27 protein-coding genes are annotated in these 20,609 nt (G+C 68.3%); 14 read left to right on the top strand and 13 right to left on the bottom strand.

Annotation, left to right across the window (positions count from 1 at the left end):
* The 8 genes from BLP62_RS07480 to mglB all read right to left on the bottom strand — a co-directional run.
* Positions 1-271, bottom strand: a 271-nt coding sequence (locus BLP62_RS07480) for a transposase (RefSeq protein WP_218121483.1), incomplete at its 3' end; no start/stop codon positions are given.
* Positions 271-1,434, bottom strand: coding sequence for an MFS transporter (locus BLP62_RS07475; protein ID WP_093007364.1), 1,164 nt, complete (start codon positions 1,432-1,434; stop codon positions 271-273). The genes BLP62_RS07475 and BLP62_RS07480, both read right to left, overlap by 1 nt.
* Positions 1,431-1,916, bottom strand: a complete 486-nt coding sequence (locus BLP62_RS07470) for a hypothetical protein (RefSeq protein ID WP_093007362.1) — start codon at positions 1,914-1,916, stop codon at positions 1,431-1,433. The genes BLP62_RS07475 and BLP62_RS07470 overlap by 4 nt, the downstream gene beginning before the upstream one ends.
* Before the next feature lie 66 nt (positions 1,917-1,982).
* Positions 1,983-3,671, bottom strand: a complete 1,689-nt coding sequence (locus tag BLP62_RS07465; protein WP_093007360.1) for a b(o/a)3-type cytochrome-c oxidase subunit 1 — start codon at positions 3,669-3,671, stop codon at positions 1,983-1,985.
* A 3-nt stretch (positions 3,672-3,674) separates the two neighbouring features.
* Complete coding sequence (cbaB, locus tag BLP62_RS07460; protein ID WP_093007358.1) at positions 3,675-4,181, bottom strand: ba3-type cytochrome C oxidase subunit II; 507 nt, start codon at positions 4,179-4,181, stop codon at positions 3,675-3,677.
* 3 nt (positions 4,182-4,184) lie between these two features.
* Positions 4,185-4,289: a cytochrome c oxidase subunit 2A gene (locus tag BLP62_RS07455; RefSeq protein ID WP_093007356.1), complete on the bottom strand. Its 105-nt coding sequence runs from the start codon at positions 4,287-4,289 to the stop codon at positions 4,185-4,187.
* Between the two features lie 196 nt (positions 4,290-4,485).
* Complete coding sequence (gene mglA / locus BLP62_RS07450) at positions 4,486-5,076, bottom strand: GTPase MglA (RefSeq protein WP_039459146.1); 591 nt, start codon at positions 5,074-5,076, stop codon at positions 4,486-4,488.
* Position 5,077: 1 nt separating this feature from the next.
* Positions 5,078-5,566 (bottom strand): GTPase-activating protein MglB, encoded by a 489-nt coding sequence (gene mglB / locus BLP62_RS07445; protein ID WP_093007354.1) that lies wholly within the window; start codon positions 5,564-5,566, stop codon positions 5,078-5,080.
* A gap of 17 nt (positions 5,567-5,583) precedes the next feature.
* On the opposite strand from mglB, the gene BLP62_RS07440 reads away from it, so the two are divergent.
* From BLP62_RS07440 to BLP62_RS07390, 12 genes are all read left to right on the top strand, one after another.
* A complete protein-coding gene (locus BLP62_RS07440) occupies positions 5,584-6,909 on the top strand; it encodes a M20/M25/M40 family metallo-hydrolase (protein WP_093007351.1) in 1,326 nt (441 codons plus the stop codon).
* Positions 6,910-6,936: 27 nt separating this feature from the next.
* Positions 6,937-7,818, top strand: a complete 882-nt coding sequence (speB, locus tag BLP62_RS07435) for an agmatinase (protein ID WP_093007349.1) — start codon at positions 6,937-6,939, stop codon at positions 7,816-7,818.
* A gap of 28 nt (positions 7,819-7,846) precedes the next feature.
* Positions 7,847-8,734: an alpha/beta hydrolase family protein gene (locus BLP62_RS07430; RefSeq protein WP_093007347.1), complete on the top strand. Its 888-nt coding sequence runs from the start codon at positions 7,847-7,849 to the stop codon at positions 8,732-8,734.
* Positions 8,735-8,744: 10 nt separating this feature from the next.
* Positions 8,745-8,909 carry a hypothetical protein gene (locus BLP62_RS13745; RefSeq protein WP_176758166.1) on the top strand — a complete coding sequence of 55 codons (165 nt, stop codon included), beginning with the start codon at positions 8,745-8,747 and terminating at the stop codon, positions 8,907-8,909.
* 6 nt (positions 8,910-8,915) lie between these two features.
* The gene (locus tag BLP62_RS07425; protein WP_093007345.1) at positions 8,916-9,818 is read left to right on the top strand and encodes a PHP domain-containing protein; all 903 of its coding nucleotides are present in this window, start codon (positions 8,916-8,918) and stop codon (positions 9,816-9,818) included.
* Positions 9,819-9,831: 13 nt separating this feature from the next.
* Positions 9,832-10,386 carry an elongation factor P gene (efp, locus tag BLP62_RS07420; RefSeq protein WP_093007343.1) on the top strand — a complete coding sequence of 185 codons (555 nt, stop codon included), beginning with the start codon at positions 9,832-9,834 and terminating at the stop codon, positions 10,384-10,386.
* A 147-nt stretch (positions 10,387-10,533) separates the two neighbouring features.
* Complete coding sequence (gene accB / locus BLP62_RS07415) at positions 10,534-11,031, top strand: acetyl-CoA carboxylase biotin carboxyl carrier protein (RefSeq protein ID WP_093007341.1); 498 nt, start codon at positions 10,534-10,536, stop codon at positions 11,029-11,031.
* Entirely contained in the window at positions 11,028-12,365 is a 1,338-nt protein-coding gene (gene accC / locus BLP62_RS07410; protein WP_093007339.1) for an acetyl-CoA carboxylase biotin carboxylase subunit, read from the top strand. Before accB ends, accC begins: the two co-directional genes overlap by 4 nt.
* Before the next feature lie 12 nt (positions 12,366-12,377).
* On the top strand, positions 12,378-12,707 hold the full coding sequence (locus BLP62_RS07405; protein ID WP_093007337.1) for an Asp23/Gls24 family envelope stress response protein: 330 nt from the start codon (positions 12,378-12,380) through the stop codon (positions 12,705-12,707).
* Positions 12,700-13,155 (top strand): transcription antitermination factor NusB, encoded by a 456-nt coding sequence (nusB, locus tag BLP62_RS07400; protein ID WP_093007335.1) that lies wholly within the window; start codon positions 12,700-12,702, stop codon positions 13,153-13,155. Before BLP62_RS07405 ends, nusB begins: the two co-directional genes overlap by 8 nt.
* Before the next feature lies 1 nt (position 13,156).
* Positions 13,157-14,008: a bifunctional methylenetetrahydrofolate dehydrogenase/methenyltetrahydrofolate cyclohydrolase gene (locus BLP62_RS07395; protein ID WP_093007333.1), complete on the top strand. Its 852-nt coding sequence runs from the start codon at positions 13,157-13,159 to the stop codon at positions 14,006-14,008.
* The gene (locus BLP62_RS07390; protein WP_093007331.1) at positions 13,992-14,447 is read left to right on the top strand and encodes a divergent PAP2 family protein; all 456 of its coding nucleotides are present in this window, start codon (positions 13,992-13,994) and stop codon (positions 14,445-14,447) included. Before BLP62_RS07395 ends, BLP62_RS07390 begins: the two co-directional genes overlap by 17 nt.
* On the opposite strand, the gene BLP62_RS07385 is transcribed toward BLP62_RS07390, so the two are convergent.
* Positions 14,423-14,626 (bottom strand): hypothetical protein, encoded by a 204-nt coding sequence (locus BLP62_RS07385; RefSeq protein ID WP_093007329.1) that lies wholly within the window; start codon positions 14,624-14,626, stop codon positions 14,423-14,425. The two genes, BLP62_RS07390 and BLP62_RS07385, sit on opposite strands and share 25 nt — an antisense overlap.
* A gap of 74 nt (positions 14,627-14,700) precedes the next feature.
* Here BLP62_RS07385 and BLP62_RS07380 point away from each other — a divergent pair, with 74 nt between their 5' ends.
* Positions 14,701-16,686: a (Fe-S)-binding protein gene (locus tag BLP62_RS07380; RefSeq protein WP_093007327.1), complete on the top strand. Its 1,986-nt coding sequence runs from the start codon at positions 14,701-14,703 to the stop codon at positions 16,684-16,686.
* Here BLP62_RS07380 and BLP62_RS07375 read toward each other — a convergent pair.
* From BLP62_RS07375 to BLP62_RS07365, 3 genes are read right to left on the bottom strand one after another with little or no spacing between them, the layout of a single operon-like run.
* Entirely contained in the window at positions 16,676-17,212 is a 537-nt protein-coding gene (locus BLP62_RS07375) for a class I SAM-dependent methyltransferase (RefSeq protein WP_093007325.1), read from the bottom strand. The genes BLP62_RS07380 and BLP62_RS07375 overlap by 11 nt on opposite strands.
* On the bottom strand, positions 17,205-17,879 hold the full coding sequence (locus BLP62_RS07370; RefSeq protein WP_093007324.1) for a TerC family protein: 675 nt from the start codon (positions 17,877-17,879) through the stop codon (positions 17,205-17,207). The genes BLP62_RS07375 and BLP62_RS07370 overlap by 8 nt, the downstream gene beginning before the upstream one ends.
* The gene (locus BLP62_RS07365; RefSeq protein ID WP_093007322.1) at positions 17,876-18,814 is read right to left on the bottom strand and encodes an alpha/beta hydrolase-fold protein; all 939 of its coding nucleotides are present in this window, start codon (positions 18,812-18,814) and stop codon (positions 17,876-17,878) included. Before BLP62_RS07365 ends, BLP62_RS07370 begins: the two co-directional genes overlap by 4 nt.
* A gap of 15 nt (positions 18,815-18,829) precedes the next feature.
* Here BLP62_RS07365 and BLP62_RS07360 point away from each other — a divergent pair, with 15 nt between their 5' ends.
* On the top strand, positions 18,830-19,762 hold the full coding sequence (locus tag BLP62_RS07360; RefSeq protein WP_011173185.1) for an L-lactate dehydrogenase: 933 nt from the start codon (positions 18,830-18,832) through the stop codon (positions 19,760-19,762).
* Here the strand turns inward: BLP62_RS07360 and BLP62_RS07355 are convergent.
* Complete coding sequence (locus tag BLP62_RS07355; protein WP_176758165.1) at positions 19,759-20,595, bottom strand: DUF1517 domain-containing protein; 837 nt, start codon at positions 20,593-20,595, stop codon at positions 19,759-19,761. The genes BLP62_RS07360 and BLP62_RS07355 overlap by 4 nt on opposite strands.
* Between the last annotated feature and the right edge of the window lie 14 nt (positions 20,596-20,609).

The following is a 20,609-nucleotide window of genomic DNA, read 5'->3' as shown; positions in this document are numbered from 1 at the left end:
CCAGGTGCTTGAGGGCGTAGCGGGCCAGGGACTGGTGGGAAGGGAAGGGGCCTTCCATCAGGTCCTGGAGTGAGGCCTCCGTCTCGCGGTAGGTGAGGTGGAAGAAGGCGCGGAAGAGAAGGAGGGCCAGGTAAAGGGCGTGGCTGTAGCGCCAGGGGCGGCCCCGCTTGCCTTTGGGGGTGGGAGGGGCCACCTCCCGGGCCAGGCGCAGGCAGTGTTCCAGGACCTCCTTGGGGCTTGCCTCCCGGCGAACGAAGCCGCGCTTGCCCATCAGGAGGGAGATATACACCCGTCCTCCTGACCTTTGCAAGGCAAGCCCACCAGGAAGAGGAAAAGGGCTGCCAGGGCCAGGCTTCCCCCTACCCCGAAGGCCCACGCGGCCCCCAGGCTCTGCCAGAGGAGGCCGAAGAGGAGGCTTGCCGGGAGGAGGAGAAGCCCCATGAGGGTGTGGTAGAGGCCGATGGCGCTGGCCTTTTCCTCCTCGGGGACCAGGGTGGCCAGGTAGGCCCGGCTCGCCCCTTCAAAGGCTGCGGAGTAAACGGCGTAGAGGAGGAGGAAGGCCAGGGCGAGGGGGGCGGAGGTGGCCACGGCGAAGCCCAGGTAGACCAGGGCGTAGAGGCCGTAGCCCAGGGCCACCACCCGGCGCAGGCCCACCCGGTCCGCCAGGCTTCCCAAGGGGTAGGCGAGGAGGGCGTAGGCCAGGTTGTAGAGGGTGTAGGCCAGGGTCACCCGCTCCTCGGAAAGGCCCAGGTCCTTCAGCCTTAGGAGCAAAAAGGCGTTGGAGGAAAGGGCCAGGGTGAAGACCCCGGAGACCCAGAGGAAGCGGCGGTAGCCCGGGTCCATGCGGGCCAGACGCAAGGGGGGGAGGGCCTTGGGGGGCCTTTCGGCCTCCCTCAGGCGGAGAAGAAGGAGAAAGGCCAAAAAGGCGGGCACCGCCGAAAGCCAAAACACCCCCCGCACCCCCACCACCGGCAGGAGGAGGAAGGCCACCAAAGGGCCCAGGGTGGCCCCCAGGGTGTCCAGGCCCCGGTGGAGGCCGTAGGCCCGGCCCAGGGCCTCCTGGGGGGCGCTTTCGGCGATGAGGGCGTCCCGCGGGGCGGTGCGGAGGCCCTTCCCCGTCCGGTCCAGGAAGCGGTAGAGGAGCACGTGCAGGGGATGGGAGGCCAGGGCGAGGATGGGGCGGAAGAGGGCGGGGAGGCCGTACCCCAGGAGGAGGAAGGGGCGCCTCTTCCCGAGCCGGTCCGAAAGCCTCCCCCCCACCACCTTGAAGAGGCTCGCCGTGGCCTCCGCCACCCCTTCCACCAGCCCGATTGTTCCGGGGCCCGCTCCCAGGCTTGCCAGGAAGAGGGGGAGGAGGGGGTAGACCATCTCGCTCGCCACGTCCATGAGGAAGCTCACCAGGCCCAGGAGGTAGACCACGGGGGGAAGCTTCACGGGCGGTGCCTCCAGAAAAGCCAAAGCAGGAAGGGCTCGGGGAGGACCATGAGGAGGGAAAGGGGGTCTAAGGGGGCGGGGGAGAGGAAGGCCAGGCCGAGGGGCGTGGCGAAGGGAAGGGGCAGGGTGCGGGTGAGGAGGAAGAGGAGGAGAAGGGCCAGGGAAAGCCCCACCCCAAGCCGCCACACCAAAGGGGCGAAGGAGGGGTCCTCCCCGGGGTACATGAAGTGGAGGACCACAAGCCCCAGGGCGTAGGTGACCTTCAGGGCCAAAAGGATGAGGAAGAGCTGCCCGTAAAAGTAGTACTCGCTCACCAGCCCGTACCGCACCGCCTCGGCCTCGGAAACCCCAAGGGCGCTTCCGCAAAGCCCCTGGCCGAGCGTTTCCCCTAGGCCCAGGCCGAGAAACTGCAGGAAAAAGGGAAGGAGGTTGAGCCCCGCGATCCGAGGAAGGGCGGGCGAGGGTAGGAAACCCACAGGCATAGCCTCTTTCCTTCCGGGGAAAAGGTCAAGGGCCAGGAGGCCCTGGCCCTTGACCGCTTTAGGTCCTCACCAGAGGCGGAAGCCCGGCACGGGGTTCAGGTTGCTGAAAAGCTGCACCAGGGTGGGCCCGTAGGCCAGGACCACGAGGATCACCGCCACGGCGAACCAGAAGCCGATCCGGTCCATGGCCTGGACCAGAGGCCGATCTTCCGGTCCGGAGATCGCCTCGGCGAAGGGCACGGGGGCCTCGGCGAGCTCCGCGCGGCGCTCCCGGCCCAAGAGGACGCTGAAAAGCCCGTAGATGAAGAGGAGCAGGGCCACGAGGAGGATGATCCCCGCCAGGATGTTGAAGACCATGGGGAGAGCGGCGTGGGGGTAGGCGTCCGGCACCTGGGCGATGTAGGCCCGCCGGGGCACGTTGAGGAGGCCCTGCCAGTGGAGGCCCACCGCCATGACCATCATGCCGAGGAACCAGAGCCACACCACCGCCAGGCCGAGCCGCCTCTGGGCGTCAGAGATGGGCTTCCCCGTGAGGTTGGGGATGAGCCAGTAAAGAGAGCCCATGGCGGTGAGGGTCACGAGGCTTGCCACCTGGAGGTGGAAGTGGCCGGGGATCCAGGCGGTGTTGTGCACCACGTAGTCCAGGGTGAAGCTGGCGTTCACGATGCCCCCGGCGCCCCCGGGGATGAAGCCGAGGAGGCCCAGGACCGGGGCCACGAAGGCGGGGTTGTCCCAGGGGAGGGCCCGGATCCAGCCGAAAAGCCCCTTGCCGCCCCGCATGCGCCCCGCGAACTCCAGGCTTGCCGCGATGGTGAAGGCGGTCATGAGGCTCGGCACGGCCACGAAGAGGGTGAGGACGGAGTGGATCATCTTCCAGGTGGGGTCAATCCCGGGGTCGGCGAACTGGTGGTGGAAGCCCACGGGGGTGGAGAGGAGGAGGAAGAGGAGGAAGGCGAGGCGGGCCATGGGGTCGGAGACCAGCTTCCCCCCGGCCTGCTTGGGAAGGACGGTGTAAATGATGGCGTAGGCGGGGAGGAGCCAGAAGTAGACGATGGGGTGGCCCGTCCACCAGAAGAGGGTGCGGGCGATAAGGGGGTCAACGCCCTGGATCAGGCCGAAGGACCAGGGCAGGAGGAAGAGGACCGCCTCCAGCACGAGCCCGATGGAAGCGATGAACCACATGAGCCAGAAGACCACGGCCATGTAGGTGACCAAGGGGGTCACCTTCCCCGGGTTCTCCGCCTTCCAGCGCCGCCATAGGTCCAGGACGAGGTAGATGCTCACCCAGGTGGAGAGGACGAAAAGGCTTGCCCCGAGGTAGAAGGCCCAGTGCCCCTTGAGGGGCGGGTAGAAGGTGTAAAGCACCGTGGCCTCGTTGGCGAGGAGGGGAAGGGCGGCCACCACGAGCCCGATGAAGGCCATCCACCAGGAGAGCCACATGAGGCCCATGTTGGGCCGCATGTTCAGCTCTCTAGCGGGGAGATAGACCATGATGGCCTGGGCGAAGAGCTGGGTGAAGACGATGGCGTTCAAGACCCCGTGCAGGGTCAGGCCCTGGTAGTAGGACTGGACGAAGGGGAGGAGGCGCTTGAGGAGGGGGTAGGCGTCCACGTTCCCGTAGTTCAGGGCCTGGAAGGGGCCAAAGAGGCTACCCACGATGACGGCGATGAAGCCCAGGACCAGGAAGTAGAGGGTCGCCTTCTTCTCTGGGTGGGCCTCGTAGATCCGGCTCATTTCACCGCTACGCACCGCCATGGCTCACTCCTTCACCACGATCTTGCCGAACATGTTCTGGTGGCCTACGCCGCAGTACTGGTTGCAGATGATCCGGTACTCCCCGGGCTTCTTGAAGGTGTAGCGCACGGTGGAGACCTCGCCCGGGAGCACCTCCACGTTGATGTTGGTGCCCTCCACGTGGAAGCCGTGGATCACGTCCGGGCTCGTGATCTTGAAGACGATCTCCGCGCCCTTGGGCACCTCAACGGGGTTCGGCTGGTAGCCGAAGGCGAAGGCCAGGACGTAGACCGTGTACTGGTTGGGGCCGGTCTCCACCACCGCCTGGGCGGGGTCGGCCCAGGGGCCTTCGGCGCGCACCTTGGTGGGGTCCACCCGCTCCAGCTTTCCTGCGGGGATGACCCCCGAGGTGTGGGTGGCCAGGGTGTAGGCGATGAGGGCGATGAAGACCACCAGCATGGCCAAGGAGAAGGCGAGCCAGCCTTTCTCGTACGCCAGAATGGCCTTGTGGGCTTTGTGCTCGTCCACCATACCCTACCCCCTAGCGAAGAAGACGGCGTATACCCCCAGCCAGAAGACCAGGATGGCGAGGGTAAGAACCACGATCACTCCTATGGCGCCCACCGGTTTTTCTTCCATACCCTTCCTCCCTACGGCAGGTTGCCGTATACACTGCCCATGGTAGCGAAGCTGGGAGGAAAGTGAGAGGTACATTTGTCCCTTCTCATGGTTGCAGTACGGGGTGAGGGTAATCCCACCCCGGCCCGGGGGGGTCCTTGGTGGAAAACGGCGCCGTAGGCCGGGCTCGGAGGAGCCCAGCCCAACCCGGAAGCGCTTAGGCCCCGCTTCCTACCCGGGCCAGGACCAGGCGGCTCACTTCCTTTAGGGTTTCAAATACCCCCTTCCCCTCGGTGGCCACGGCCTCAAACACGGGAAACCGCCCTTCGGGGTCCACCACCGCCCGCACCATCTCCACGGGAAGGGCGTCGGGGAGGTCGCGCTTGTTCACCTGGAGGACCACGGGGAGGTCTTCCACCTTGAGGCCGTACTCCGCCAGGTTTTCCCGCATATTGCGCATGCTCTCGGCGTTGGCCCGGAGACGGTTTGGGGCCGAGTCCGCCACGAAGACGATCCCGTCCACCCCCCTCAGGATGAGCTTGCGGCTGGCGTTGTAGAACACCTGGCCCGGCACGGTGTAGAGGTGGAAGCGGGTCTTGAAGCCCTTGACCTCCCCGAGGTCCAGGGGAAGGAAGTCAAAGAAGAGGGTGCGCTCGTCCTCCGTGGCCAGGGAGACCATCTCCCCCTTGCGGCCCTCGGGGATCTTGCCGTAGATCCACTTGAGGTTGGTGGTCTTCCCGGAAAGCCCAGGGCCGTAGTACACGATCTTGAAGTTGATCTCGCGGTTGGCGAAGTTGATGGTGCTCATGCTAGTTGAAAAGCTCGTCCAGGAGGGCCTTGGCTTCCTCGCGGTACTCCGTGTCCAGGTGGAGCTTGGGCGGGTGGGCGAGGGCTTCCTCGGCCAGCCGGGCGAGGGCTTCCGCCGCCCGCTTGCCGTGGAGCTTCACCTTGCCCAAGGGGGCGTTCTCGTCAAAGACGAGGAGCAAAAGGGCGTGCTCTCCCGCTTCGTCTACGTAGAGGCCCATGCGCTCCCCCTGGAGAACCTGCTCCTGGAAGCGGGCTTCCCCCAGGAGCTTGGCCAGGGCCTGGGTGGCGGCGGCGTTCCCCGCCGCCAGGGTGGCCAGGGAGTCCAGGGGCGGGGGCTTGGGGGCCCAGAGGGCTTCCTTGTGCGCCAAGACGAAGCCCTTCCGGTCCACGAGGAGGGCGTAGCGGGCCCCGGTTTCCCGAAGGGCTTCCTCCAGCACCCGGAGGGCCTCCTCGTAGAGGGCCCCGTAGAGGACCAGGGAGGGTTCCACCATAGTATGCTCAGTCTACCATGGAGGCCTTTCTTGAGGAGGCGCGGGCGCTCCTTGCGGAGCTTGTGGCCATCCCTTCCGTGAGCGCCGAAGGGCGGGCCTTGCGGGAAGGGGCGGCGAAGGTGGCCGAGGTTTTGGAGGGCCTGGGGCTTCGCCCTGAGCTCCACGAAGGCTATGGCCCCCCCGTGGTCTTCGCCGAAGGGGGGGAGGGGGAGAGGACCCTCCTCTTCTACAACCACTACGACGTCCAGCCCCCAGACCCCCTGGAGCTTTGGGACACGGACCCCTTCGTCCTCGCCGAGCGGGAGGGGGCCTGGTGGGCCCGGGGCGCCCACGACGACAAGGGGGAGCTGGTGGCCCGGGTGATGGCCCTGAGGCTTTTCCAGAAGAAGCACGGCTTCCTGCCCCGGGTGAAGTTCGTGGTGGAGGGGGAGGAGGAGGTGGGAAGCCCCCACCTCGAGGCCTACGTGGCGGAGAAGCGGGACCGCCTGAAGGCCGAGGCCATCCTCTGGGAGGCCGGGGGGGTGGACGCCAAGGGCAGGCCCTACCTCTACGCCGGGCTCAAGGGCATCGTGGCCCTGGAGCTTAGGGCGCGCACCGCGGCCTTTGACCTCCACTCCTCCTACGGGGCGGTGGTGGAAAACCCCATCTACCGCTTGAGCCGGGCCCTGGCCTCCCTTCGGGACGAGGAGGGGCGGGTCTTGATCCCGGGGTTTTACGCCAAGGTGCGCCCCCTCACCCCCTTGGAGATGGAGGTCTTGGCCGAGATCCCGGACGAGTCGGAGGCCCTTCGGGAGGCCTTTGGCGTGAGGGACTTCCTGGGCGGGGCGAGGAACTTGGACTTCAACCAGCGCCTTTACACGGAGCCCTGCGTGAACTTCAACGGCTTCCACGCGGGCTACGGGGGCCCCGGGTCCAAGACCGTCCTCCCCGCGGAGGCCCGGGCCAAGCTGGACTTCCGCCTCGTCCCCGACCAGGACCCGGAGGAGGTGCCGGAGCTTCTTCGGCGCCACCTCGAGGCCCAGGGCTTCCACGACGTGGAGGTGGTGGTCTTGGAGAAGGGGGAACGCCCGGCCCGCTCCGACCTCGCCCACCCCTTCGTGGCCCTGGCGCGGCGGGCCTTGGAGGAGGCCTTCGGGGAAAAGGCCGTCCTCTACCCCAACATGGCGGGCTCGGGGCCCATGCACCCCTTCCTCCACCACCTCAAGGCCCCGGCGGTGGGCCTCGGGGTGGGCTACCCGGGAAGCCGGGTGCATAGCCCCAACGAGCACATCCGCGTGCGGGACTTTGAGCGGGGCACCCTGGCCCTTCTCAGGCTCTTGGAGCTTTTCTTCCTGGGCCACTGAGGGCGGTTTCTGCTAGGCTCTTGGGGTATGCGCCTGATCTTTGGCGAGCGCGACACGCCCTACGAGGAGGCCCGGGTGGTGGTCCTGCCCGTGCCCTACGACCTCTCCCTCTCCTTCCTCCCGGGGGCCAGGCGGGGCCCCGAGGCCATCTTCCTCGCAAGCCGTGAGCTCGAGCCCTTCCTTCTTGAGCTCGGGGTGGCCCCCGAGGAGGTGGGGGTCCACGCCGCCGAGCCGGTGCCCTGGGTGGCGGGGATGGCCGAGGAAAGCCACCGCCTGATCCGGGAGGAGGCCCTGAGGCACCTCCAGGCGGGCAAGTGGGTGGTGGCCCTGGGCGGGGACCACTCCATCACCCACCCCCTGGTCCAGGCCCACCGGGAGGCCTTGGGGGACTTCTCCCTCCTCCACATTGACGCCCACGCCGACCTCTACCCCGAGTGGCAGGGCTCGGTCTACTCCCACGCAAGCCCCTTCTACCGCCTCCTCACGGAGGGGTTTTCCCTGGTCCAGGTGGGGATCCGGGCCATGGACCGGGAGGCCTTGCGCTTGGCTCAGGAGAAGGGCGTGGCCCTCTTTCCCGCCCACCGGATCCACCGGGAGGGGCTTCCCCTGGAGGAGATCCTTAAGGCCCTGGGGAAGCGGGTCTACGTCAGCCTGGACTTTGATGCCCTGGACCCCTCGGTGATGCCCAGCGTGGGGACGCCCTTGCCGGGAGGGCTTTCCTACCGCCAGGTGGTGGACCTCCTCGAGGCCCTCTTCCAGGAGAAAGAGGTGGTGGGCATGGACTTCGTGGAGCTCTCCCCCAACGGCCAGTTCCACGCCGAGATGACCGCGGCCCAGCTCGTCTACCACGCCATCGGCCTGAAGGGGCTTCAGGCGGGCTGGCTTTCCCAAGAAGTGGACCACATTTAGCCCGAGAGGTTCCCCTTAGCCTGGGGGCATGCGCCTCGGGCTTTGGCTTCCCTTCCTCCTCCTCCCGGCCCTGGCCCAGGTCCTCACCCTCCCTGGCCTCCGGGCGCGGACCTACGGGGAGGGGGGGTTTCGCCTGGAGCGGGTCCTGGAGGAGAGGCCCGCCTTCACCCGGGTCCAGTTCTCCCACCTCTCGGACGGCCTCCGGGTCCACGGCTTCGCCAACCTGCCCAAGGGAAGGGGGCCTTTCCCGGTGGTGGTGGTCCTCCACGGCTACGTGGAGCCAAGCCGCTACCGCCTCCTCGCCTATACCACCCCCTACGCTGACTTCCTGGCGGAAAGGGGCTACCTCGTCCTCCACCCTAACTTTCGGGGCCACCCCCCTTCCGAGGGCGCCCCGGCCCAAGGCCTCCGCCACGTCTACGCCGTGGACGTGCTGAACCTCCTCGCCGAGGTGCGCCGGGGGGCCTTTCCCCAGGCGGAGGCCTCCCGCATCGCCCTCTTCGGCCACTCCATGGGGGGCGGGGTGGCCCAGATCGTGAGCCTAGTGGACCCCGGCCTCAAGGGCGCGGTCCTCTACGGGAGCATGAGCGGGGACGAGCGGCGGAACCTAGAGCGGATCCGCTACTGGTCCAGGGGAAGCCGGGGAGAGGAGCTTTTCGCCCTTTCCCCGGAGGTCCTCCGCCAGGCCTCGGCCTGGACCTACCTGGCGGAGCTTTCCGTGCCCTTGAGCGTTCACCACGGCACCCAGGACGCCCAGGTGCCCCCGGAGTGGTCCTGGGAGCTCTGCCGCAGGCTCAAGGCCCTGAAAAAGCCCGTGGAGTGCTTCCGCTACCCCGGGGGGCACCTCTTCCGGGGGGAGGTGGACCGGGCCTTTCGCGGGAGGGCGCTCTCCTTCCTCGGGCGGGTTTTGCGCTAGGCTTTAGGGGATGGCGGCCTTCTTGGCGAACCTTTCCGCCCTTTTCCTGGCCTTGGCCTTTGGGGCGGCGGTTTTCGGCGTCTTGGCCAGGCTCCTTGGGGCCAGGAGGGTTTGGCCCTTCTTCGCCTCGGCCCTTCTCCTCTTGCTCTTCGCCCTTCTTTTCCGGCTAGAATAGCCCTTCGTGGCGAAGCGCGTGGTTTCCGTTTCCCTGGGCAGCCGCCGCCGGGACGCGGTGGCCGAGCTTGAGCTCCTGGGGGAAAAGATCGTCCTGGAGAGGCGGGGCACGGACGGGGACTTCCAAGGGGCCCTCTGCCTCATCCGGGAGCTGGACGGGAAGGTGGACGCCATCGGCCTCGGGGGGATTGACCTCTACCTGGTGGCGGGGGGGCGGCGCTACACCCTAAGGGACGCGAGGAGGCTCAAGGAGGCCGCCAGGAAGACCCCGGTGGTGGACGGCTCGGGCCTCAAGCACACCTTGGAGAGGCGGGCGGTGGGGGAGCTCGCCTCCCTTATAGACTGGAGGAAAACCAAGGTCCTCCTGCCCTCGGCCGTGGACCGGTTCGGCCTCGCCGAGGCCCTGGACGAGGCGGGGGCGAGGGTGCTCTACGGGGACTTCATCTTCGCCCTGGGCCTGCCCATCCCCCTCTACAGCCTCTCCTTCCTGCAGAAGCTCGCCTTTTTGCTCCTCCCCCTCTTCACCCAGCTTCCCTTCGGCCTCCTTTACCCCACGGGGAAGAAGCAGGAGGAGGTGCAGGAGGACTGGCGGAGCCGCTACTACCTCTGGGCCGACGTGGTGGCCGGGGACTGGCACTACCTCCGCCGCCACATGCCCAAGGACATGCGGGGCAAGACGGTCCTCACCAACACCACCACGGAGGAGGACGTGGCCTTCCTCCGGGAGCGGGGGGTGAGGCGCCTCGTCACCACCACCCCGAGGCTTAGCGGCCGAAGCTTCGGCACCAACGTGGTGGAGGCCCTTTTGGTGGCCCTGGCCGGGCGGGAGCTTGGGGAGGAGGACTACCTTCGGTATATTGACCAACTGGGGCTTAAGCCCCAGGTCCTGGACCTGGGAGAAGCCCAGTGAGCCTGGAGGAAACATGATCAGCGTGACGGATCTCCGCCCCGGCACCAAGGTGAAAATGGACGGCGGCCTTTGGGAGTGCGTGGAGTACCAGCACCAGAAGCTGGGCCGCGGGGGGGCCAAGGTGGTGGCCAAGTTCAAGAACCTGGAGACCGGGGCCACGGTGGAGCGCACCTTCAACTCCGGGGAGAAGCTGGAGGACATCTACGTGGAAACCCGGGAGCTCCAGTACCTCTACCCCGACGGGGAGGACCTGGTCTTCATGGACCTGGAGACCTACGAGCAGTTCCACGTGCCCAAGGGCCGGGTGGAGGGGGCCCGCTTCCTGAAGGAAGGGATGACCGTCCTGGGGGACATGTACGAGGGGCGACCCTTGAAGATCGCCCTCCCCACGGTGGTGGAGCTTCGCATCGTGGACACCCCTCCCGGGGTGCGGGGGGACACGGTCTCCGGAGGCTCCAAGCCCGCCACCTTGGAGACGGGGGCCGTGGTCCAGGTGCCCCTCTTCGTGGAGCCGGGAGAGGTCATCAAGGTGGACACCCGCACCGGGGAGTACGTGGGCCGGGCCTGATGCCACCCTATGCTGGCGCAAGCCAGCATGGGGGCCCCGGCAAAGGGTTCTCCATTAGGCCGGTCCCTTCCGGGGGGCTTTGACCGGGTACAAGAGGGTCGGCCCCCCCCTTTCCTTCAGGTATGCTTGTTGCCGCAAGGAGGACCCATGACGCCCAAGGAGCTCAAGCAGATCCTGCAGGCCCTGGTGGAGCACGGGGTGAGCGAGCTCACCCTGGAGACCCCGGACTACAAGCTCACCGTGCGCCGGGGCGGGGAGGTGCAGGTGGTGAGCGTTCCCCAGGTCCAGGCCCCCATTCTGGCGGCCCCCCCGGAGGTACCGGCCCCGACCCCGCCCGCGCCGGCGGCCCCGGCGGCGGGGCCCCAGCCCCAGGCCAAGGCGGAGCCCCAGGACGACTGCCCGGGGTGCGTGGAGGTCCGGGCCCCCATCGTGGGCACCTTCTACCGGGCCCCGGCCCCGGACGCCCCTCCCTACGTGAAGGAGGGGGACCGGGTGGAGAAGGGGCAGGTCCTCTGCATCATTGAGGCCATGAAGCTGATGAACGAGATCGAGTCCGAGGTCTCGGGGATCGTCAAGAAGATCCTGGTGGAAAACGGAGAGCCCGTGGAGTACGGCCAGCCCCTTTTCCTTATTCAGCCGGTATGAAGAAGGTCCTCATCGCCAACCGGGGCGAGATCGCCTTAAGGATCCTCCGAGCGGCCAAGGAGCTTGGGATCAAGACGGTGGTGGCCCACTCCACCGCCGACGAGAAGAGCCTTCCCGTCCTCCTCGCCGACGAGGCCATCTGCATCGGGCCGCCTCCTTCGGGGCAGAGCTACCTCAACATCCCCAACCTCCTCTCCGCGGCCATCGTTACCGGGGCGGACGCCATCCACCCGGGCTACGGCTTCCTGGCGGAGAACGCCACCTTCGCCGAGATGTGCCGGGAGCACGGGATCACCTTCATCGGCCCCACTCCGGAGAACATGAGGGCCCTAGGGGACAAGGCCACGGCGAGGAAGGTGGCCCGGGAGGCGGGGGTGCCCACGGTGCCGGGCACGGACGAGCTGGGTAGCGTGGAGGAGGCCAAGCGGGCGGCCCAGGAGATCGGCTACCCCGTGATCCTCAAGGCGAGCGCGGGAGGCGGGGGCCGGGGGATGCGCGTGGTCCACACGGAGGAGGAGCTGGAGCGGGCGGTGCTCCAGGCCCAGGAGGAGGCCCGGGCCGCCTTCGGGAACCCCGCCGTCTACCTGGAGAAGTACATTGAGGAGCCCAAGCACATTGAGATCCAGGTCCTGGGGGACGGGGAGCGGGTGGTGCACCTTTGGGAGCGGGACTGCTCCATCCAGCGCCGCCACCAGAAGCTCCTTGAGGAGGCCCCAAGCCTCCTTCCCGAGGAGACCCGCCGGGCCATTGCCGAGGCGGCGCGGCGCCTCGCCGAGCACGTGGGGTACGTCTCCGCGGGCACCCTGGAGTTTTTGGTGGACAAGGAGGGGAACTTCTACTTCATTGAGATGAACACCCGCATCCAGGTGGAGCACCCCGTCACCGAGATGATCACGGGGATTGACCTGGTCCAGGCCCAGTTCCGCATCGCCCAGGGGGAGAAGCTCTGGCTCAAGCAGGAGGAGATCCAGGTCCGGGGGCACGCCATAGAGGTGCGCGTCAACGCCGAGGACCCGGAGAAGGGCTTCAGGCCCTCCATCGGCAAGGTGGAGACCCTCCTCTTCCCCGGGGGGCCGGGCATCCGGGTGGACAGCCACCTCTACGCGGGCTACCAGATCCCGCCCCACTACGACAGCCTCATCGCCAAGATCCTCGCCTGGGCCCCCACCCGGGAGGAGGCCATAAGGCGCATGGAGCGGGCCCTTTCCGAGACGGTGATTGAGGGGCCGGGCCTCAAGACCACCATTCCCTTCCACCAGAAGGTCCTCCAGAACGCCTTCTTCCGCCGGGGGGCCGTCTACACCAACTTCGTGGCCCGGCGCATGGAGATGTAGACTGGGCCTGTGATGGTGGACTACGAGATCAGCGACCACGCCCTCGAGGGCCTGGTGGTCCACGCCCTCTCGGGCTTCCAGGGGGCGCGGCTTCTGGAGGCGCCTCCCCGTTCCTTGGGGGAGGTGTTCCGCCGGATGAAGCCCGTGAAGGTGGAGCGTTCCCCGGAAGGGCTTTCCGTGGAGGTGGTCCTCTCCGTGGACTACGGGGTGGCCATCCCCGAGGTGGCCCGGGAGGTGCAGAAGGCGGTGGCCGAGGCCCTCTTTTTGGCCACGGGGGAAAAGGTGAAGGCGGTGAACGTCACGGTGGCCCAGGTGGCCTACCGTCCGGAGGGGCATGCGTAGGCGGGCGCGGGAACTCGCCATGCGGGCCCTCTTCGCCCACACCCAGGGGGGCGTGGACCTGGAGGAGGCCCTGCGCCACGCCCTGGAGGAGATGGGCGGGGAGGACGACCCCTACGGGGACCCCCTGGACGAGGAGGGGGTGGCCTTCGCCCGGAGGCTCCTTTTCGGCTACAAGGCCCACCAGGAGGAGGTGGATCGGGTCTTGAAGGAGACGGTGGAGGGGTGGGACTTCGGCCAGATGTCCAAGACCGACCTCACCGTGTTGCGCCTCGCGGCCTACGAGATGCTCCACGAGCCCACCCCCTTCGCCCCCCTCATAGAGGTGGCGGTGAAGATCGCCAAGCGCTACGGGGGGGAGCACTCCGGGGCCTTCGTGAACGGGGTCTTGGGCCGCCTCTTCCGCCGCATCCAGGAGGGGGAGGTGAAGGCGGCCCCCAAGGAGGACTGAGATGGTCAAGGCACGGCTTCTTTCCGGCCACGAGGCGGCCCAGGCGGTGTACGCCGAGCTTCAGGCCAGGCTCGCTTCCCTCCCCTTCGTCCCCTCCTTGCGGGTGATCCGGCTCGGGGAGGACCCGGCCTCGGTGTCCTACGTGCGCCTCAAGGACAAGAAGGCCCGGGAGCTGGGCTTCAGGAGCCAGGTGGAGGTCTACCCCGAAAGCTTTTCGGAGGAGGCCCTCCTTGAGCGCATCGCCGAGCTCAACGCCGACCCCGAGGTGGACGGCGTCCTCGTCCAGCTGCCCCTCCCCCCCCACATCCGCCCCGAGCGGGTCCTCGAGGCCATCCACCCCCTGAAGGACGTGGACGGCTTCCACCCCTTGAACGTGGGGAGGCTTTGGAGCGGGGGGGAGGGGCTTTTCCCCTGCACCCCCTTGGGGGTGGTCCGCCTCCTCAGGCACTACGGGGTGGGGCTTAGGGGCAAGGAGGTGGTGGTGATCGGGCGGTCCAACATCGTGGGGAAGCCCTTGGCGGGCCTTCTCCTGCGGGAGGACGCCACGGTGACCCTGGCCCACTCCAAGACCCAGGACCTGCCCGAGGTCACCCGGCGGGCGGAGGTGCTGGTGGTGGCCGTGGGCCGGCCCCACCTGGTGCGGAAGGAGTGGGTGCGCTCCGGGGCCATCGTGGTGGACGTGGGCGTGAACCGGGTGGAGGGGAGGCTTCTCGGCGACGTCCACCCCGAGGTGGCCGAGGTGGCCTCCGCCCTCACCCCCGTGCCCGGGGGGGTGGGGCCCATGACCGTGGCCATGCTCATGGCCAACACCCTCAAGGCGGCCCTTCTCAGGCGGCATGGAACTCCTCGCTAACGGGGTTTTCTGGACGGCCCTCCTGGCCAACCTCTTGGCCCAGACCCTGAAGCTTTTCCTCTACTACCGCCTCGAGGGCCGCTTCCAGTGGGAGCGCTTCCTGGAAACCGGGGGGATGCCCAGCTCCCACTCCGCCACGGTGAGCGCCCTGGCGGTGAGCGTGGGCCTGAGGGAGGGGTTTGACAGCCCCCTCTTCGCCGTGGCCGCCGTCTTCGCCCTCATCGTCATGTACGACGCCACGAGCATCCGCCGGGCGGCGGGCCTCCACGCCCAGCTCCTCAACCAGCTGGTGGAGGAGCTGCAGAAGCTGGTGGAGAAGGGCTTCGCCCAGGAGCCCCTGAAGGAGCTTCTGGGCCACACCTACCTCGAGGTCCTGGTGGGGGCCCTCCTGGGCCTTTTGGTGGCCCTCGCCGTCTACGCCCTCTTCCCCGCCTGGTAGAAGGCCAGGGTCTGGCCCAGGAGGAAGACGAGGAGGCCTAGGGCGGGGGAGAGGAAGAAGACGAAGAAGCTCACGAAGAGGGCCGCCACCAGGGGCAGGAGGGGCCTGCGGAAGCGATGGAACACCCAGAGGTTCAGAAGCCCGAAGAAGGCCATGAGGAGAAAGGCCGCCGTCTCCATGGCAGGCCATTGTACGCTCTTGCCAAGCCTGGGGTATGGGGTAAACTTTTACCGAGTATAAGGAGGTGGCGCCCATGCTCACCTTGCCGGAAAAGATCTTCTTCGTCCTCCTCGCGGCCCTGAGCCTTTACTACGCCTACACGGGCTTCCGCCGGGTCTACCTGGCCATAAGGCGGGGGCGGCCTGAGGAGCGCTTTGACCGCCTGCCCGAGCGCATCGGCCGGGCCCTCTGGCTTGTCCTCACCCAGCAGACGGTCTTCAAGAGAAGGCCCCTCGTCTCCCTCCTCCACGCCTTCGTCTTCTACGGCTTCGTCTACTACCTCCTGGTGAACCTCGTGGACTTCCTGGAGGGCTTCTTCGGCCTCCACGCCCGGGGAGGGCTTTGGAACCCCTATAACCTCATCGCTGACCTCCTCACCGCCCTGATCCTCGTGGGCATCCTGGGCCTCATGCTTAGGCGCTACCTCCTCGCTCCCCAGGATTTCACCTGGAACCCCAAGGTGCGCCTGCACGAGAAAGCCCAGGCGGGCATCGCCCGGGACTCGGCCATCGTGGGGGGCTTCATCGCCTTCCACGTGGGAAGCCGCCTCCTCTCCAAGGCCTTCCAGCTCGCAAGCGAAGGCCCGGACCCCTTCCAGCCCGTGGCGAGCGCCATTGGCGGGGCGCTTTCCGGCCTTTCCCCGGCCCTCCTCACCTTCGGCGAGCACTTCTTCTGGTGGGGCGCCTTGGGCTCCATCCTCCTCTTCCTCCCTTACTTCCCCCGCTCCAAGCACATCCACCTCTTCATGGCCCCCATCAACCTGGCCTTCCGCAAGGAGGTGCCGGGGGCCCTCGCGTCCCTGGACTTGGAGAAGGAGGAGGAGAAGTTCGGGGCGGAGAAGCTGGAGGACCTCTCCTGGAAGCGGCTTTTGGACGCCTACGCCTGCATCATGTGCAACCGCTGCCAGGAGGCCTGCCCCGCCTACGCCACGGGAAAGGCCCTAAGCCCGGCCGCCATCCTCATCTCCGAGCGCTACGAGCTAAACGCCATCCTCCCCGAGTTCGCCGCCGGGAAGGAGAGCCCCAGGCCCCTCATGGACTTCGCCCTGAACGAGGAGGCCCTCTGGGCCTGCACCACCTGCCTGGCCTGCGTGGAGGTCTGCCCCGTGGGCAACGAGCCCATGCTCCACATCCTGGACGTGCGCCGGGCCAAGGTGCTCATGGAGGGGGAGTTCCCCCAGGAGCTCAACAACGCCTTCCGGGGGATGGAGCGCTCCGGGAACCCCTGGGGCATCGGCCAGGGCAAGCGCCTGGACTGGGCGGAGGGGCTTAACGTCCCCACGGTGGAGGAGAAGCCCCACCCCGAGGTCCTCTACTGGGTGGGCTGCGCCCCGAGCTACGACCCCCGGGCCCAGAAGATCGCCCGGAGCATGGTGGAGATCCTGAACGCCAGCGGGGTGGACTGGGCGGTCCTTGGCACCCGGGAGAAGTGCACGGGGGACTCGGCCAGGCGGGCGGGCAACGAGTACCTCTTCTTCCAGCTCGCCACGGAGAACGTGGAGACCCTGAACGCCGTGGCCCCCAAGACCATCGTCACCACCTGCCCCCACTGCCTCCACACCCTGAAGAACGAGTACAAGGACTTCGGCGGCGACTACCGGGTGGTGCACCACACGGAGTTCATCGCCGAGCTCTTGCGCAAGGGGCGGATCCGGGTGGAGGAGGAAACCCGCAAGGTGGTCTTCCACGACCCCTGCTACCTGGGCCGCCACAACGGGGTCTACGAGGCCCCGCGCGAGGTGCTGAAGGGGGTGGGTCTCGCCCTCGCCGAGCCTCCCCGGAGCCGGGAGAGGAACTTCTGTTGCGGGGCGGGCGGGGCCCAGTTCTGGAAGGAGGAGGAGCCTGGGGCCATGCGGGTTTCCGAGAACCGCTACAAGGAGCTCAAGGGAACGGGGGCCGAGGTCATCGCCACGGGCTGCCCCTTCTGCATGGCCATGATGAACGTGGAGACCGCCCAGGACGAGAGGCCCCTCGAGGTCTTGGACATCGCCGAGCTGGTGGCCCAGGGCCTCAAGGCCTGAGGTAGACGGCGTAGGCCCGGTACCCCTCCATCCACCCCTCCCCAAAGGCCCTTAAGTCCAGGCCCGGGGGAGGGGTGAGGAGCTCTTCCTCTTCCCAGTAGAAGGGGCTATGGGGCCTTCCCCGCCTTTGGGCCTCCTTCCGGGAGAAGCCCTCCACGAGGAGAAGCCCCCCGGGGAGGAGGAGGGGGGCGAGGCCCTGGAGGAGGGGCCGGTTCACGTAGTAGGCCATCACGATCCCGGCGAAGGGGCCTTGGGGCAGGCGGGCCAGGGCCCCGGGGGCCTCGAGGTCCAGCTCCAGGAGAGAAAGCCCCGGGGTCCCCCGGAGCCTCTTCAGGGCCTCCCGGCTCTTCTCCACCAGGACCACGGGGTGGCCCCGCCCTAGGAAGTAGCGGGCGTTCCGCCCCAAGCCCCCTGCCAGGTCCAGCACCGGCCCTTCGGGGACGAAGGGGCCGTAGGCCCGCACCACGAAGGCGGGCTTCCTTTCCTCTAGGGCTTCCCGGTAGAAGGCCTCCCAGTCCCTAGGCATGGCGGCGAAAGGCGAGGAGGCTCCCCACGAGGAGGATGAGGAGGGTACCTCCCCAGAAGACCCCCTTGGGGAGGGCGAGGGCGAGCTCGGGGCGGTGGAGGAGGTGGGCGAGGGTGTGGGTGCCCTCCAGGAGGAGCTTGACCCCGGCCCAGCCCACCAGGGCGTAGGCCACCTTTTCCAGCCCGGGAAAGCGTTCCATCAGGGCCACCACCGAGCTCGCCAGGAGGCGGATGAAGAGGATCCCCAGGGCCACCCCGAGGAACACGAGGAGAAAGTCTTTGGAGAAGGCCACCACCGCCAGGATGGAGTCCACGGCGAAGGCCAGGTCCACCAGGTTGATGAGGAGGACTACCCGCCAAAACTCCCCCGCCGTGGCCTCGGGAAGGGGTTTGGCCTCCGGGTGGTCGCGGAAGTGCTGGACCATGAGGTAGACGAGGTAAAGCCCCCCCAGGACCTGGACCCACCAGAGCCGGATGAGGAAGACGGCGAAGAGGAGGGCGAGGCCTCGCAGAAGGTAAGCCCCCAGGATGCCGTAGAAGAGGGCCTTGCGCCTCAGCTCCGGGGGCAGGGGCTTCACCATCACCGCCAGAACCAGGGCGTTGTCCCCGGAGAGCAAGGCCTCGAGGGCCGCCACGGAGAGGAGCACCAGAAAGGCTTCTCCGCTCATCTTTCCCCCAGAAGGTAGCGAAGCCCCGGGGCCAGGGCCTGCTTCCAGGTGACCCAGTTGTGGCCGCTGGGCCTTTCCCGGTAGGCGTGGGGGGCTTTTCGGTCGGCGAGGAGGGCGGCGAAGCGGCGGTTGGGGGCGAGGAGCCATTCCAGAAGCCCCACCTCGAGGTAGACCCGGGGGAGGTTTTCCGCCTCGGCGTAGCGGGGAAGGAGCCACTCCTCGTCCCGGTAGGCGTCCTTGCCCCCGGGGTGGGCCTTGAGGGCGGGGGAGAGGGCGAGGACCTTGGGGAAGCGCTCGGGGTGCCTCCAGGCCTGCCACAAGGAGAAAAGCCCCCCCAAGGAGGCCCCCACCAGCACCACCTCCTTGAGGGGCCCGTAGGCCCCTTCCACCGCCTCCAGCACCCGGTGGAACTCCGCCTCGTAGGCCTTGCTGAAGCGGTACTCGGCGTTGCGGTCTATGGGCTCCACGAAGACGAGGCGCACCGGGGGGACCTCCCCCGCCTCAAAGAGCGCCCGGGCCACCTTGTGGAGCCCCGCGGTGCGGTAGAAGGCCACCCCGTCCTGGGCCACCACCGTGGCCTTTGGGGAAAGCCCCGTCTCCGCCACGTAAAAGCGCCTCTCCCCCAGGCGGTGCCGGGCCACCTTGGGCTCTTCCGTGGGCTCGGGAGGGGCCTCGTAGCGGAAGCCAGGAAGCCTTATGGCCCGCGCGTAGCTCCACCAGGGGTTTTCGGCCTTCTCGGGGTTTTCGGGGTCGGGAAAGGGCCTTCCCTCCCGGTCCAGGAAGGCGTACTCCACGTACGCCCCTTCGGGGAACTCCAGGGTGAGGGGGCCCGAGAGGGGGATGGGGTTCCTCTCCCAGTCGGTGAAGTCTCCGATGAGGGCGGCGGCCCCTTCCGGCGGGTAAAAGGTGGCGCTCCTTCGTCCTACCCGTACCACGGGTATACTCTACCTGTGAAGGTCGGCATCGTAGGAAGCGGCATGGTGGGGAGCGCCACCGCCTATGCCCTGGCCCTCCTCGGCGTGGCGCGGGAGGTGGTCCTCGTGGACCTGGACCGGAAGCTGGCCCAGGCCCACGCCGAGGACATCCTCCACGCCACGCCCTTCGCCCACCCGGTCTGGGTGCGGGCGGGGTCGTACGGGGACCTCGAGGGGGCCCGGGCGGTGGTGCTCGCCGCTGGGGTGGCCCAGCGCCCCGGGGAGACCCGCCTGCAACTTCTGGACCGCAACGCCCAGGTCTTCGCCCAGGTGGTGCCCCGGGTTCTGGAGGCGGCCCCGGAGGCGGTGCTCCTCGTGGCCACGAACCCGGTGGACGTGATGACCCAGGTGGCCTACCGCCTCTCCGGCCTGCCCCCGGGGCGGGTGGTGGGCTCGGGGACGATCCTGGACACGGCCCGCTTCCGGGCCCTCCTGGCGGAGCACCTTCGGGTGGCTCCCCAGTCGGTCCACGCCTACGTGCTGGGGGAGCACGGGGACTCGGAGGTGCTGGTCTGGTCCAGCGCCCAGGTGGGCGGGGTGCCCCTCCTGGAGTTCGCCGAGGCCCGGGGGCGGGCCCTCTCCCCGGAGGACCGGGCCCGCATTGACGAGGGGGTCCGCCGGGCCGCCTACCGGATCATTGAGGGGAAGGGGGCCACGTACTACGGCATCGGGGCGGGCCTCGCCCGGCTTGTGCGGGCCATCCTCACCGACGAAAAGGGGGTGTACACCGTGAGCGCCTTCACCCCCGAGGTGGAGGGGGTCTTGGAGGTGAGCCTCTCCCTGCCCCGCATCCTGGGCGCGGGGGGCGTGGAGGGGACCGTCTACCCGAGCCTGAGCCCGGAGGAGCGGGAGGCCTTGCGGCGAAGCGCCGAGATCCTCAAGGAGGCGGCCTTTGCCCTAGGGTTTTAGATCTTTTCCAGATTTGGGTAGAGGGCGAGGAGCTCCTCCTCCGTGAGGCCCTCGCCCTCCTTCTCCGGCGTCCAGGCCAGGTGGAAGGCGAGGAGGGTGAAGGGGGTGCTGGCGGCGAAGGCGAGGAGGACCTCCCTCGCCTTTTCCCGGTCCAGGGGGGCCTGGGGGGGCAGGCCTCCCCGGACGGCGAGGAGGAGGGAGGCCACCAGGTAGCGTCCCCCGGGCTCCACCTTGGGGGCGTAGGCCGCCTCCACCTTCTTCCCCTCAAAGTGCCGGAAGGTCTCCTGGTAGGTGCTCCGGTCCTCCAGCATCCAGGCGTCAAACCGACCCAGGACCTCTTCCTCCGTCCCTTCCCGCGCCTCGTAGCTTCCGAAGCGCCAGGCGGGGGCTTCCCGGAGGAGGAGAAGGGCCACCTCGTCCACGAGGTCCGCAAGCCCCTTGGCCGTGGTGGTGTCCGCCTCCTCGGCGAGGCGCCTCAGGGCCCTTTGCACCTCGGGGCGGACGAGAAGGGCGAGGCGGAGGCGGCCCACGCTGGCCTGGGGCCCGCCCTCGCCCGCCTGCCTCAGGCCCCGGACCACGAGGAAGGCCACCAGGGCGAGCCCGAAGAAGACCAGGACCGGCGCCACCCCCAGGTTCCCCCCGCCTCCCGGGTAAGGGTAGACGAAGACCGGGCCCGGGGTGGGCGCCGGGACGGGGTAGACCGGGGCGGGCCCCGGGCTCATGGGCGGGGGAGGGGCGGGGGCGTAGGGCCTCCCCCCGACCCCGCCCCCGCTTTTCTGGGCCAAGGCGAGGCCCAGGAGGAGGACCAGGACCAGGAGCCTGAGGGCCTTCACCCCTAGAGCATACG

The organism is Thermus arciformis (assembly GCF_900102145.1).
GTDB classification, from domain to species: Bacteria; Deinococcota; Deinococci; order Deinococcales; family Thermaceae; genus Thermus; species Thermus arciformis.
Note: the sequence above shows the minus strand (reverse complement) of the source record. Positions and strands in the feature narration are given on the sequence as shown.

Coding starts and splice junctions, on each gene's coding strand:
- BLP62_RS07470 (WP_093007362.1), bottom strand. CDS start 1,916: ATGCCTGTGGGTTTCCTACCCTCGCCCGCCCTTCCTCGGATCGCGGGG.
- BLP62_RS07465 (WP_093007360.1), bottom strand. CDS start 3,671: ATGGCGGTGCGTAGCGGTGAAATGAGCCGGATCTACGAGGCCCACCCA.
- cbaB (WP_093007358.1), bottom strand. CDS start 4,181: ATGGTGGACGAGCACAAAGCCCACAAGGCCATTCTGGCGTACGAGAAA.
- BLP62_RS07455 (WP_093007356.1), bottom strand. CDS start 4,289: ATGGAAGAAAAACCGGTGGGCGCCATAGGAGTGATCGTGGTTCTTACC.
- mglA (WP_039459146.1), bottom strand. CDS start 5,076: ATGAGCACCATCAACTTCGCCAACCGCGAGATCAACTTCAAGATCGTG.
- mglB (WP_093007354.1), bottom strand. CDS start 5,566: ATGGTGGAACCCTCCCTGGTCCTCTACGGGGCCCTCTACGAGGAGGCC.
- BLP62_RS07440 (WP_093007351.1), top strand. CDS start 5,584: ATGGAGGCCTTTCTTGAGGAGGCGCGGGCGCTCCTTGCGGAGCTTGTG.
- speB (WP_093007349.1), top strand. CDS start 6,937: ATGCGCCTGATCTTTGGCGAGCGCGACACGCCCTACGAGGAGGCCCGG.
- BLP62_RS07430 (WP_093007347.1), top strand. CDS start 7,847: ATGCGCCTCGGGCTTTGGCTTCCCTTCCTCCTCCTCCCGGCCCTGGCC.
- BLP62_RS13745 (WP_176758166.1), top strand. CDS start 8,745: ATGGCGGCCTTCTTGGCGAACCTTTCCGCCCTTTTCCTGGCCTTGGCC.
- efp (WP_093007343.1), top strand. CDS start 9,832: ATGATCAGCGTGACGGATCTCCGCCCCGGCACCAAGGTGAAAATGGAC.
- accB (WP_093007341.1), top strand. CDS start 10,534: ATGACGCCCAAGGAGCTCAAGCAGATCCTGCAGGCCCTGGTGGAGCAC.
- accC (WP_093007339.1), top strand. CDS start 11,028: ATGAAGAAGGTCCTCATCGCCAACCGGGGCGAGATCGCCTTAAGGATC.
- BLP62_RS07405 (WP_093007337.1), top strand. CDS start 12,378: ATGGTGGACTACGAGATCAGCGACCACGCCCTCGAGGGCCTGGTGGTC.
- nusB (WP_093007335.1), top strand. CDS start 12,700: ATGCGTAGGCGGGCGCGGGAACTCGCCATGCGGGCCCTCTTCGCCCAC.
- BLP62_RS07395 (WP_093007333.1), top strand. CDS start 13,157: ATGGTCAAGGCACGGCTTCTTTCCGGCCACGAGGCGGCCCAGGCGGTG.
- BLP62_RS07390 (WP_093007331.1), top strand. CDS start 13,992: ATGGAACTCCTCGCTAACGGGGTTTTCTGGACGGCCCTCCTGGCCAAC.
- BLP62_RS07385 (WP_093007329.1), bottom strand. CDS start 14,626: ATGGAGACGGCGGCCTTTCTCCTCATGGCCTTCTTCGGGCTTCTGAAC.
- BLP62_RS07380 (WP_093007327.1), top strand. CDS start 14,701: ATGCTCACCTTGCCGGAAAAGATCTTCTTCGTCCTCCTCGCGGCCCTG.
- BLP62_RS07375 (WP_093007325.1), bottom strand. CDS start 17,212: ATGCCTAGGGACTGGGAGGCCTTCTACCGGGAAGCCCTAGAGGAAAGG.
- BLP62_RS07370 (WP_093007324.1), bottom strand. CDS start 17,879: ATGAGCGGAGAAGCCTTTCTGGTGCTCCTCTCCGTGGCGGCCCTCGAG.